Raw genomic sequence first — 12,388 nt, 5'->3', positions numbered from 1 at the left:
AAATAGTTGTATTTTGTCCGGGATCTATCCCCGGCCTCATTGCAATCAGGACTCGGCCATGGATTACAGTGAATTTTTCAGCAAGGCAGCCGGCTTCGAGCCCTTCCCATATCAGGCCAGGCTCGCCGAGGCCTCGTGGCCCGACACCCTCAATGTGCCCACCGGGTTGGGCAAGACCGCCGCCGTCACGCTGGCCTGGCTTTATAAACGCCGCGAACTGCGTGACGAGGCAACTCCCCGCCGCCTGATCTGGTGCCTGCCGATGCGCGTGCTGGTAGAGCAGACGGTCGCCAATATCGAAGGCTGGCTGAAGGCGCTCGATCTCTCCGGCAGGCCGGGTGAAGGCAAGGTCAGCGTCAACGTCCTGATGGGAGGCGAAGAGGATATCCGCAAGGCAGAATGGACAAGCTATCCCGAAGATGACGCCATTCTCGTCGGCACACAGGACATGCTGCTTTCGCGCGCCCTGATGCGAGGCTACGGCATGAGCCGCTATCAATGGCCGATCCACTTCGCGCTGCTGCACAACGATGCATGCTGGGTGTTCGACGAAGTGCAGTTGATGGGTGCGGGGCTGGCCACGTCGGCACAACTGGAAGCATTTCGCCGTGATTTCCCGCTCGCCAAGAACAGTCGCACGCTCTGGGTATCCGCTACTCTGAATCGCGACTGGCTGGACACGGTGGACCTTCATCGCCACATGGATTCGCTCACCACGCGCGCGATCGGTAATGAAGACCGGAGGCAGGCTGGTGACCGGCTGCGCGCGGTGAAATCGATTGCTAAAGCACCGGTTTCGCTGTCGAAAGATGCCGGCAACAAGGCGGGGCTGCAAACCTATCTTGAAAATCTCTGCAATCTGGTGCTGGAAGCCCACGACACAAGGGCGCAGACGCTGGTCATCCTGAATCGTGTCGAACGGGCGCAGCAACTATTCCGGTTGTTGTGCGACAGCCGTCCGGACAAGGCTGATCTGCTGATCCATGCCCGTTTCCGTGCCGCTGAGCGCACTGAGCAGGCGCGTCGTCTGCACGATGAGAATGGCGCCGACCGCATTATCGTTGCCACCCAGGCCATCGAAGCCGGCGTGGACATTTCTTCGAAGACCCTGGTGACAGAACTGGCGCCCTGGGCTTCCATGGTGCAACGCTTCGGACGCTGCAATCGTTATGGCGAGAACAATCAGGACGGTGCACGCATCCTGTGGCTGGATATCGAGGATGAGGCCGATGTACTGCCCTACACACATGAGGCACTGGCGACTGCACGTGGCAAATTGAATGGTTTGGCCAGCGCCAGTCCGCAGGACTTGCCGGCCGTTGAGGAAACCCGTCCACTGACCTCTGTGCCGCGTCGTAAGGATCTGCTGGATCTATTCAATACCGACCCCGACCTGTCCGGTTTCGACGTGGACGTGTCCGACTACATCCGCGACACCGGTACGCCCGGCGTGCAAGTGTTCTGGCGCGACTTCAAAGACGATCCCAATACCCCGGACATCCAGGGAAGGGCGGATCGCCGAGAGCTGTGCCCGGTATCTATTGGACAGGCGATGGAGTTCACTAAACGCAAGGACACCATGCTTTGGCGCTGGGACGCGCTCGACGAGCACTGGACCAAGCTGGCCCGCGATCCGCGCCCCGGCATGGTGTTGTTGCTCCGCGCCGCCGACGGGGGTTACGACGAGGCGATCGGCTTCGACGGCGCGCTCAAGAAGCCGCCAGTCCCTGTAATATCGGTTGAAACACGCTCGCCACACGACGCCATGAGCGAGGATTGGCGCTCGCAACAACCCAAGCCCGTAGCGCTACCCGAGCACCTCGGTCATGTCGCTCGGCATGCCGCCGAACTGTGCGCGAAGGTGAACGAGACGGCGCACACAGAAGTGGTCGTCATAGCCGGTCGTTGGCACGATTTGGGTAAGGCACACGCGATATTCCAAAAGTCTATGTATCGCTGCAAGGGAACCATCGACGATGAACTGCTGGCTAAATCTGACTGTCCAGGACCGATGCGCCATAAACGTCCGTACTTTCGTCACGAGCTAGCCTCCATGCTCGCCTGGCTCGATCAACAGGACGGCGATGAGCGTGCCGACCTCGTCGCCTATCTGATCGCTGCTCACCACGGCAAGGTACGCATGAGCCTGCGTGCCATGCCCACAGAGGAAGCGGCCGATGGCGTCAAGCGCTTCGCCCGCGGTGTCTGGGAAGGCGATACCCTACCCGCACTCGATTTCGACGGCGAGCACAGCCGCGAGACCACGCTCAAACTGACGTTGATGGAGATCGGCGAGGGCGAACAGGGACCATCGTGGACCGAGCGCACCCTGAAACTGTTGGACCACCACGGCCCCTTCCGGCTGGCTTGGCTGGAAACTTTGGTGCGGCTGGCCGACTGGCGCGCCTCGGCCGAGGAGCAGAAACCATGAAGCTTGCCGCCTTCGATGCGGTCGCCAAGGCGTTGGATGCCGCGCGAGTACGCTACCTCGTGGCCGGCGGACTCGCCGTCAACGCGCACGGTTACATCCGCCTCACCATGGATATCGACCTGGTGATCGCGCTTGATGCCGGCAATATCCGCCAGGCTTTCAACGCCCTGGCCGGGACCGGCTATCGACCGACCGTACCGATCGATGCGGAGGCCTTCGCGCAGCCCGAGCAACGCCAACGCTGGCGAGAAGACAAAGGCATGCAAGTGCTAAATTTCCAGAGCGATGCCTTCCCCGGTACTTCGGTGGACGTGTTCGTGTACGAACCGTTCGACTTCGCACATGAGTATGACATCGCCATGCGAGGCGAACTGCTGCCGGGCATCAATGTTCGATTCGTGTCCATCCCCACACTTATCCGCATGAAACAGGCGGCCGGCCGCCCTCGCGACCTTGACGACATCCAGCACCTCCAGTGGCTGCAGGAGAACCCCGATGAGTGACAACGAACGCCCCATCGACTGGAGCAAGACCACGTTCGATGGCGCCCGCCGCGAGCAACTCCGGCAGGCGAAACGCATAAACGTCCGCCAGCGCCTGGAAGCGCTGGACCAACTGACGGTACTGTCCGAACGCCTGCAAACCATGCCGCGACAGGCAGCAGTACATGGCGCAGCCGCAGGTGTACACGAACCACGGGCAGATTACCGCACCGATACCTCGCCTCACGACATCGTGCTCGACGGCTGCACACCCACGCCGCTGGCCAACTACCTCAAGGCCCTGGGCGTTCTGCGCCTGCTGTCGGCCCGCGATCCACAGGCGCGTGGCTTCTGGCGCGGCGACCGCCTTGTGATACGCACTGCACTGGATCGTACAGCTATCGAACGGTTCTTCCTGCACGAGTATGCTCCGACGCCGATCATCTCACCTTGGAGCGGCCGAGCAGGCTTCCTTGAGGGTGATGACGGACAAGACTCAAAGCGCAAAGGCGCCATCATCCTCGGGCGCATCGAGAATGCTGTCGGAAAACGCTTCGAGTTGTATCAACAGATTTTTTCTGCGATCCGGAACGTATCGATGATCCAACAGCTGGATCAGGCCCGCACGGATCGCAAACGCTTGGAGGCACTCAAGAAGGCGAATAAGCTGGATCAGGCAGGCACCGACCATCTGTCCGCGATCAAGCGCCAGGAAGCCGATTTCAAAAACGCGTTGTTGCGCGCACTTCGCAACGAACTCGACGACGCCGTACTGCCATGGATCGACGCATGCTTTGCCTTGGCGGGCGATGAGCGAACACCTGGCCCGCTGCTCGGCTCCGGCGGGAACGAAGGCAGCATGGATTTTTCCATTAATCACGTCGGCTACCTGCTTGAATTGATCGACGAGAATACGGACGAGCCAACATCGCTGGCCACCCGCCTACTTGGCAATAGCCTGTTTGCAGACACCGTCCCACGCAAGTCTTCGTCGAACATTGGATTTCTCGACACGTTCGCAACGGGCGGTGCAAACATGAGCGTGGGCTTCGAGGGTGGATCAAGCGGAAATATCTGGGACAGCGTGCTTGCCATTGAAGGCGCGATTCTGTTTGCTTCGCTCACGACCAAAAGACTCGAATCAACGGCATCCGGCCGACCGAGCTTTCCTTTTGCCGTGGCACCAAGCTTCGCGGGCAGCGGAAGCCTGGCGTCGAGAGAGAGCGCGCGACCAGAACTCTGGTTGCCCCTTTGGAATGGTGCAGCAACGATTGCCGAGGTGGTCACGTTACTTGCAGAAGGCCGCGTCACCAAGGGCAGACGTCAGGCACATAGCGGCATCGACATGCTACAAGCCGTATCGTCACTCGGCACTGAGCGCGGCATATCCGCTTTTAACCGCTTTGGATTCTATGAGCGGCGGGGACAAGGTTATTACGTGGCAACGCACTTGGGCCGGTTCGAGGTGCCAAAAGTGGCCCATGACAACTGGGTCATGACCGATCTGAATCGTTACGGCTGGCTCGATGCATTTCGCAATTTTGCGCAAGGCGACAACACCGCCAACCGCTTCCTGATGTTGCGTAAGAGACTGGAAGACAGGCTTTTCGCTCTCTCGGGCCGCGAACCGGACAAGGCAGGGGCGCAATCGCTGCTGGTTCTGCTTGGAAGGATCCAGTTTGCCCTGTCGAGCAGATCCAAGGCGCATGAAGCTGTGCTGCCCATTCCCAGGCTTTCCGAACAATGGGTCACAGCCGCTGACGACGGCACGCCCTCCTTTCGTATTGCCAAGGCGTTGGCCGGGCTGCGTGGCGTGGGTGAAGAGCCATTGCCGCTGCGTGCCCAGATTTTTCCGGTACAGCGCAGGTACAACCAATGGATGAACTCTGAAGTCAAGGAGAAAGTCCGCATCTACACTGGGCAGAAGGGCCGATTGATCGACACCCTGTGCTCCCTGCTTGAACGCCGTTTATGGCTCGCTGAAAAACTGGAAATGCAGGACAAACCGCTCGACAGTGCTGCCGGCGTCACGCTGGAAGACGTCAGCACCTTCTTGCGCGATGACGCCATGGATGAGCGGATTGCGGCGCTGCTGCCGGGGCTTTCGCTCTGCGAGATCCCGCAGGATCTGGAGCGCGGGGCAGGCGCGGGCGCCGTTCCCGCAGCCTTCGCCCTGCTGAAACTGAGCCTGACGCCCGATCGCATCCTGCGATCGCTGGGCCTGCTGCCCGACAACATGCGCCTGAATGTGCCCGCCGGCATGCTGGCGCAGCTCGCCGCGGGCAACCACGGCAATCGGGCGGTACAGACCGCATGGCGTCGATTGCGCACTTCAGGGATCCCACCTCTCGTCGGCCTCGACGCCCTCCCTAGCGAGGACAGCATTCTGCCGCTGCGTGCCAGCGCCGCGTTGCTGATTCCACTGCGTTATGGCGCTATTGGTGCCCTAGCGGACAGTGTTCTCAACAAACGGGTGCGAGAAACGGAAACAGCTTGAAACAAAACTACTAAGGAGACACATTATGAGCTTCGATCTTTCCGCGCTCGAGAATGCCCCCCGCCTGTTGTTTCGCGCCAAGTTGAAGCCCCTGCAGGGGACGCGCTTCCAGCCCACTGGTTTTCCCGAAATCGGTGCCGCCCAGTACGAAGGTCCTGACGGTACGCCCATGCTGCTGGTGGAATCCGCCCAGAGCATGGCCAACCGTATGGAGGCCGTGTGCTGGGACAAGGTGGCCAACGACTGGGTTAAGCCGCTCAAGGGCCTGTCCGTCATCAAGGTCAACGACAAGGACGGCAAGCCGCTGACCAACTCTGTACTGGAGGCGCACCGGATTAATTCTCCTTATGTCCTAGAGGCAGTTGGGGAGAATGGTAAAGACACTCCAGTTTTCGACAAACTCAAAACTGAGCTTGCGGCAATGGACAAGGGAATAGTCGATCTCCGCAAGTTGGCTTCGGTGTTGCTCACGCTGGACGTCAACGCTCTCTTGCATGGCGTGTTTATGGCGAAAAGCGATCTTGCAGGCGGTCGGCTACGGCTACCACGCGCGTTGTCCGCATTCATCGAGGCTAGCAACACCAAAGTTGCTTCAAGCGGTGGAGTGAAAAATGACATCGTGCAGCCTGGGAGCCAAGGCGAGGGTAAGAGTGCAAAGGAGGGTTATGGCAACGTGCCCTTCGCCCGCGACGAATTCGTCTCGCCCGAGATTTGCGCTTATTTCAATCTCGACCTCGCTCAACTGCGTGGGTACGGGTTAGCTGAGTCGGTCTACACTTTATTGGTCACACTCGCACTCTATAAGATGCGTGCATTCCTCGAATACGGCCTGCGCCTGCGCACGGCCTGCGATCTGGAGTGCAAAGGAATTGAGATTCAACGTCCGGCAGGCTTCGATCTCCCCTCTCTGTCCGACCTGGAACAAGCGCTTCCAGGCCTGATCAACGCCGCCAAACCCGATTCTAGGTTTGAAGTCACGACGGTAACGTACACCGGCGGCGGCAGGGCGAAGAAGGGCAAGAAAGCGGAAGATCGCGCTGACTAAGGAAGCAACGAGAACGAAGACGGCGAGGATTGAACCATGCTTGCACTATCCTTCACCTTTCCCGCCGGGCGCTACCACGCCACGCCCTGGGACCGGCATGTCAACGAAGGCGCCGTGGCTTGGCCGCCGGAACCGTGGCGCATCCTGCGCGGGCTGATCGCCACTTGGCATCACAAGGTCAAGCACAGCGGAAAGCATGGCGAATCCACGCTGCTGGGCCTGATTGAATCGCTGGCGCAGGAATTGCCGGAATACGCCCTGCCCGCGGCAAGCCACAGCCATACCCGCCATTACATGCCGCAGTTTGCCGCCGGTAAGACGTCGCTGGTCTTCGATGCCTTCACGGCCGTCAACCGCGATGAGCCGCTGACCGTGGTTTGGCCGAATGTCGAACTACCCGACGACCAGCGTGAGCTACTCGATGAGCTATTGTCCGTCATGGGCTACCTCGGGCGTGCCGAGTCCTGGGTGGAGGCCAAGCGCCTCACCGAAGCGCCGGTGATTAACTGCACACCGGGCACACCGGAGCTGGATACCGAGACCGGCGAACTCAAGGGCGAGATGGTCACCCTCTATGCCCCCTTGCCGCCGGCCGAATACCAGTCGCAGCGCCAGGGGTTTCTTGCCGACAAAAGGTCGGCGAAGAAGCTGGCCGGGACGCTTCCTGACAAATTGCTTGACGCGCTCAGCCTGGACACGGCCGACCTGCGCAAGCAGGGCTGGAACCAGCCGCCCGCAGCGCGTAAAACGAGCTACCTGCGCCCCATCGATGCGCTGCGGCCACGTTACGCCACGCCCCATATCGAGGTTCCCGACGCCACCAGCGCAAGCTTCATCTTGGTTGGCAAGCCCCTGCCTAAAGTGGAGGACGCGTTACGCATCGGCGAACTGATGCGCATGGCCGTCATGAGTCAGGCCAAGCGCGCATGCGGTGAAGACAAGGTGCCCGCCATTTTCTCCGGTCACGACATGCCCGAAGGCAATCGCCATCGCCATGCGTTTTACCTTCCCTGGGACAGCAACCGCGACGGCCACATCGATCGCGTACTGCTGCATGTTCCCGACGGCATGCGGCCTGAAGCGCAGCGGATCGTCGAAGGCGTCAGAAAACTCTGGAGCCGCGACGGCGGCGAGTGGCGCCTCGTGATTGAAAGCATCGGTCGCCCTGAAATCGCGAGCGTCCTGACACAACCCAGCGAGGTTTGGGAATCCATCACACCGTATCTCCATCCCTGGCATGTAAAGAAGCGTTTGGATATCCCGGCGCAGATCAAACGCGAATGCCGCGAACGCGACTTGCCCGAGCCGATAATTCTGGAACCGTTTAACGAGGTTGGGGTGGGAAAGAACCGGAAACGTCGCCCCATACATTTCCGGCGCTTCCGCAGCCGCCGTGGGCTCACGCAACCCGATCGCCTCGGCAGCTTCTGGCGCCTGACGTTTCCAGAACCGGTGCAAGGCCCGCTGGCCCTCGGCTTCGCCTGCCACTTCGGGCTGGGCGTTTTCGTGCCTTGTTCCACCGTGACGGATCGCGCTGTATGAACGCCAACATGGCATGAAATCATCATTACCTGCCCCGGGTCGGGGCAGAGCGCGCGGCACGGTTGCTCGATCGGTTCGGTTCCGTCGAGGCCGTCATCCGGGCAGGTGACGCGGAGTTGAAGGAGGTGGATGGTATCGGGCCGCGCACCGCCCGTTGTATCCGCTGGACCGTGGAGGAGCGCGCGAGCCCTTATGTGGTGAACGCGGATCGGGGCTGTGTCGTCTGACTACCACATCCCCATAACCGCCTTGAGGCTCTTTTCGACGCCGGCCAACTCATCCGCTGTGAGTGTGGTCAAGGGCCCTTCACTGAAGCGGCTGCGGTCGATGGTCCTCGGATGTTCGGTCATGGCATAGCAGTCCTTGCGCAGGCGGTCGCGGGCGTTGATTGCGATGCGTATGGGGGCCGATGCCGGACGGAACTGGGTGGTCAGCGGAACGATCACGACGGTGCGCAACCGGCTGTCGAGGAGCGCATTGTCCTGCAGGATGATCACGGGGCGGGCCTTGCCGATCTCTGCCCCCTTGTTGGGGTTGAGGTTGGCGATCCAGACCTCGCCGCGGCGCATCAGCGCCACCACTTATCGCCGGTTTCCTCGGGCCAGGGTTCGCCGGGCTTGCGTTCCTCGGCGATGTCCAGCGCCTCGTTGCTTGCTTCGATGGAGTCCTCCGCCAGGGTTCGCATTTCTTCGAGGGCATCGGGATCTCCGGCGAGGGCATTGGCAGCGGCCACCATGTCCGCCATGAACCGCTCCCGTTCCCGGCGGGTGATGTACTCGGCGATCGCCTCGCGCACCACTTCGGAGCGGGGCCGACCTTCGATACGGGCCTCCTCGGCGAGGCGTGCCTCGATCTCTTCCGGGAGGCGGAGACTGATTGCAGGCATGTGCTTTATCTCGTATTACCAAATGTATTACATAATGTAGTTTGTTCTTGTGATGCTCGCAACTGGGAGGCCAGCCGCTATGGAGGATCAGCAGCAGCCCGATCTGCCGCTTCCGTTCCCGGAGTTGTCGGGGGACATGCCCATGCTGCCGGCGCGCATGGTCAATGAATACCAGTACTGTCCGCGTCTGGCGTATCTGGAATGGGTGCAGGGGGAGTGGTCCGAGTCGGCCGATACCGTGGAGGGGCGCTATCGGCACCGCAGGGTGGACAAGCGTGCCGGGGACCTTCCTCCGGCTGCCGTGGCGGAGGAGGGTGAGCGCTACCACGCCCGTTCAATCACGTTGTCGTCCAACCGTCTGGGCCTGATCGCCCGGATGGATCTGTTGGAAGGCGAAGGCGACCGCGTCACGCCGGTGGATTACAAGCGGGGCAAGCGTCCTCATGTGGCCAAGGGGGCCTACGAGCCGGAACGCGTGCAACTCTGCGTGCAGGGCATGATCCTGGAGGAGCATGGTTACACCTGCGAGGAAGGTGAGTTGTACTTTGCCGAATCCCGTGAGCGTGTGCGTGTGCCCTTCGACGAGGAGTTGCGCGGGCTGACGCTCAACGCCATCAACGGTCTGCGCTTCGTCGCCGCGGGCGGACAGATCCCGACCCCCCTGGAGGACAGCCCGAAATGCCCGCGCTGCTCGTTGGTGGGCATCTGTCTGCCCGACGAGGTCAACTATATTCGCCACGAGCAGACACCGCCCCGCCCCCTGGCCGTGGCCAGGGACGAGGCCCTGCCGCTTTACATCCAGGCCCGTGGGGCCAAGCTGGCCAAACGGGGCGAGACACTGGAAGTCACGGTGGACGACGAGAAGGTGCAGTCGGTGCGGTTGCTCGACGTATCCCAGGTCATTGTCATGGGCAACGTGTACATCACTACCCCGTGCCTTCAGGAATTGATGCAGCGGGAGATTCCCGTCAGTTGGCATTCCTACGGCGGTTGGTTCATGGGGCATACGGTGGGCACCGGCCACAAGAATGTGGAGATCCGCTCCGCCCAGTACAAGGCAAGTTTCGAGGAACACCAGTGCCTGCACATCGCCAAGGGGCTGGTGGAGGCAAAGATTCAGAACTGCCGAACGTTGCTGCGCCGCAACTGGAAGGGGGAGGAGAAGCCCGTGGATCTGATGGACGGACTTCAGGTGGATCTTCGCAAGGCGCGTCGTGTATCCGGCATTTCCGAGTTGCTTGGTATCGAGGGGGCGGCAGCATCGCGATATTTCGGGGCCTTCTCTCAACTCCTGAAGCCCAACGACGCGGACCCCGGGTTGTCCTTCGATTTCACCACACGCAACCGGCGCCCGCCCACGGATCCGGTCAATGCGCTGCTGTCCTATGCTTATGCCCTGTTGACACGCGCCTGGACGGCGTCGCTTTCCGCTGTAGGCCTCGATCCGTATCGCGGCTTCTATCACCAGCCGCGTTATGGGCGTCCTGCCCTGGCACTGGACATGATGGAACCGTTCAGGCCCTTGATCGCGGACTCCTGTGTCATTCAGGCGATCAACAACGGTGAAGTGCGCCCATCGGATTTCCAGAGCGTCGCTGGCAGCGTCTCCCTCACCAACGATGGACGCAAGCGTTTCATTGCAACCTTCGAGCGGCGCATGAGCCACGAGATCACGCACCCGTTGTTCGGGTACCGTGTCAGTTATCGCCGTCTTCTGGAAGTGCAAGGGAGGTTGCTCGCCCGCTACCTTCTCGGCGAGCTGCCGGACTACCCGAACTTCACGACCCGGTGACGTCCATGGACGAACACCTCTATATCGTCACCTACGACATCAGCGACCAGAAGCGTTGGCGCCGGGTGTTCCGTTTGATGCGCGGTTACGGTGAATGGGTTCAGCTATCGGTCTTCCAGTGCCGCATGAGCCGGCAGCGCCATGCAGAACTGATCGCTCTTCTGGACGGAATCATCCACCATGAGCAGGATCACATCGTGATCCTTGACGTGGGGTTGGCGGACAAGGTTGCGCCCCGAGTGGTCAGCCTGGGAAAGGATTTCGCACCGGTTCCCAGAGAGCCTGTCATCATCTAGGCTTGTGGATGGCGTGAGTCATGGTGGCGCGCGCCGAAGCCATTCGAGTGCTGCTGTGGTTCGAGTAACCCCGGGCAGCGCTCGAAGCGCTTCAGCTCTTTGAAAACTCGGACTAAAATGCTGGTTGTCCGGTCCTTGCAGGAGCCCGACGATGTATGGATTCGTGTGGAAGTCGGGAGTGCTCGAAAATCGCCCCTCTGGGCCCCGTTTCGTTTGCACCTCTGCGAGGGCTGTCTTCCGTGGCAGAACGCCACGGCCTCATTGAAGCAGCACATCCGCCTGCCGCTGCGCCTGCTCTCGTGTCGTCTTCCGTGGCAGAACGCCACGGCCTCATTGAAGCTACGGCAACTTCTTGATTATTGGAAAATGTTAATGAGTCTTCCGTGGCAGAACGCCACGGCCTCATTGAAGCGCCTCCCTGGCCGCATTGATGCGCCGCCGAATCAGGTCGTCTTCCGTGGCAGAACGCCACGGCCTCATTGAAGCCCTGTCCCGCGGCCAGTCCCGCCAGGCGAGATCCGCGGTCTTCCGTGGCAGAACGCCACGGCCTCATTGAAGCACCCCGGAACTCGAATACGAGCGCGCGCACTGCGAGGTCTTCCGTGGCAGAACGCCACGGCCTCATTGAAGCGTCGGCGCCCGACCGCTGATCTCGTGATCGAACGCGGCGTCTTCCGTGGCAGAACGCCACGGCCTCATTGAAGCGTGGCATGATCGGCGGGAAAAGGGGCGCGACTGTCGGTGTCTTCCGTGGCAGAACGCCACGGCCTCATTGAAGCGAGGCCGCGGTCAAGGCGCGCATCGCAGATCACAAGGGTCTTCCGTGGCAGAACGCCACGGCCTCATTGAAGCTTCGGCCCCGACGGCGTGGTCAAGTGGTACAGCGAGGGTCTTCCGTGGCAGAACGCCACGGCCTCATTGAAGCCCGCCCCAGATATGCTCGTAATCGTCCGGCGCCGTCGTCTTCCGTGGCAGAACGCCACGGCCTCATTGAAGCCTTTCTCGCCATCGGGATCGAGGTCGATCTGAAACGTCTTCCGTGGCAGAACGCCACGGCCTCATTGAAGCGTGATATGCGGAACCAGTGACATCCCCGATTGTCTCGTCTTCCGTGGCAGAACGCCACGGCCTCATTGAAGCTTGCCCCCTGGAGAAAGGGGACCCGCCAAGCCTCTGGGTCTTCCGTGGCAGAACGCCACGGCCTCATTGAAGCACTTCCTTGTCGTCAAAACCTCGATCCTTGAGATACCGTCTTCCGTGGCAGAACGCCACGGCCTCATTGAAGCTGGGCGGGATCGGTGGTGCCCTGTTGGGTGGTCTGTGTCTTCCGTGGCAGAACGCCACGGCCTCATTGAAGCAGCCGCTCGATCTCACCCCAATCGCTGGGGTTCATGGTCTTCCGTGGCAGAACGCCACG

10 protein-coding genes and 1 CRISPR repeat array (1 of these 11 running past the window's edge) are annotated in these 12,388 nt (G+C 61.0%); of the genes, 8 read left to right on the top strand and 2 right to left on the bottom strand.

The features are described from left to right. Window positions 1–58 precede the first annotated feature (58 nt). From THITHI_RS0106390 to THITHI_RS20145, 6 genes are read left to right on the top strand one after another with little or no spacing between them, the layout of a single operon-like run. Window positions 59–2,431, top strand: a complete 2,373-nt coding sequence (locus THITHI_RS0106390) for a CRISPR-associated helicase/endonuclease Cas3 (protein WP_018232244.1) — start codon at window positions 59–61, stop codon at window positions 2,429–2,431. Continuing rightward, on the top strand, window positions 2,428–2,934 hold the full coding sequence (locus THITHI_RS0106385) for a nucleotidyl transferase AbiEii/AbiGii toxin family protein (RefSeq protein WP_018232243.1): 507 nt from the start codon (window positions 2,428–2,430) through the stop codon (window positions 2,932–2,934). Before THITHI_RS0106390 ends, THITHI_RS0106385 begins: the two co-directional genes overlap by 4 nt. Next, complete coding sequence (gene cas8g1 / locus THITHI_RS0106380) at window positions 2,927–5,410, top strand: type I-G CRISPR-associated protein Cas8g1/Csx17 (protein WP_018232242.1); 2,484 nt, start codon at window positions 2,927–2,929, stop codon at window positions 5,408–5,410. Before THITHI_RS0106385 ends, cas8g1 begins: the two co-directional genes overlap by 8 nt. A 25-nt stretch (window positions 5,411–5,435) precedes the next feature. Further along, a complete protein-coding gene (cas7g, locus tag THITHI_RS0106375; protein ID WP_018232241.1) occupies window positions 5,436–6,455 on the top strand; it encodes a type I-G CRISPR-associated RAMP protein Csb1/Cas7g in 1,020 nt (339 codons plus the stop codon). 36 nt (window positions 6,456–6,491) lie between these two features. After that, window positions 6,492–7,997 carry a type I-G CRISPR-associated protein Csb2 gene (gene csb2, locus THITHI_RS0106370; RefSeq protein ID WP_018232240.1) on the top strand — a complete coding sequence of 502 codons (1,506 nt, stop codon included), beginning with the start codon at window positions 6,492–6,494 and terminating at the stop codon, window positions 7,995–7,997. Between the two features lie 29 nt (window positions 7,998–8,026). Then, window positions 8,027–8,224 carry a helix-hairpin-helix domain-containing protein gene (locus tag THITHI_RS20145; protein WP_269646189.1) on the top strand — a complete coding sequence of 66 codons (198 nt, stop codon included), beginning with the start codon at window positions 8,027–8,029 and terminating at the stop codon, window positions 8,222–8,224. On the opposite strand, the gene THITHI_RS0106360 is transcribed toward THITHI_RS20145, so the two are convergent. Further along, window positions 8,225–8,578: a type II toxin-antitoxin system PemK/MazF family toxin gene (locus tag THITHI_RS0106360; protein WP_018232238.1), complete on the bottom strand. Its 354-nt coding sequence runs from the start codon at window positions 8,576–8,578 to the stop codon at window positions 8,225–8,227. Continuing rightward, window positions 8,566–8,883, bottom strand: a complete 318-nt coding sequence (locus THITHI_RS0106355; RefSeq protein WP_018232237.1) for a ribbon-helix-helix protein, CopG family — start codon at window positions 8,881–8,883, stop codon at window positions 8,566–8,568. Before THITHI_RS0106355 ends, THITHI_RS0106360 begins: the two co-directional genes overlap by 13 nt. Window positions 8,884–8,962: 79 nt before the next feature. Here THITHI_RS0106355 and THITHI_RS0106350 point away from each other — a divergent pair, with 79 nt between their 5' ends. Both THITHI_RS0106350 and cas2 read left to right on the top strand, forming a co-directional pair. After that, entirely contained in the window at window positions 8,963–10,675 is a 1,713-nt protein-coding gene (locus THITHI_RS0106350) for a CRISPR-associated endonuclease Cas4/Cas1 (protein ID WP_018232236.1), read from the top strand. 5 nt (window positions 10,676–10,680) lie between these two features. Beyond that, window positions 10,681–10,971 carry a CRISPR-associated endonuclease Cas2 gene (gene cas2, locus THITHI_RS0106345; RefSeq protein ID WP_018232235.1) on the top strand — a complete coding sequence of 97 codons (291 nt, stop codon included), beginning with the start codon at window positions 10,681–10,683 and terminating at the stop codon, window positions 10,969–10,971. Between the two features lie 232 nt (window positions 10,972–11,203). Further along, window positions 11,204–12,388: a CRISPR direct-repeat array (repeat unit 36 nt; unit sequence GTCTTCCGTGGCAGAACGCCACGGCCTCATTGAAGC) (it continues 5,316 nt past the right edge of the window).

The sequence above is a fragment of the Thioalkalivibrio thiocyanodenitrificans ARhD 1 genome (assembly GCF_000378965.1).
GTDB lineage: Bacteria > Pseudomonadota > Gammaproteobacteria > Ectothiorhodospirales > Ectothiorhodospiraceae > Thioalkalivibrio_A > Thioalkalivibrio_A thiocyanodenitrificans.
The sequence above is the reverse complement of the archived record's forward strand: the minus strand, read 5'-3'. Positions and strand labels throughout refer to the sequence as shown.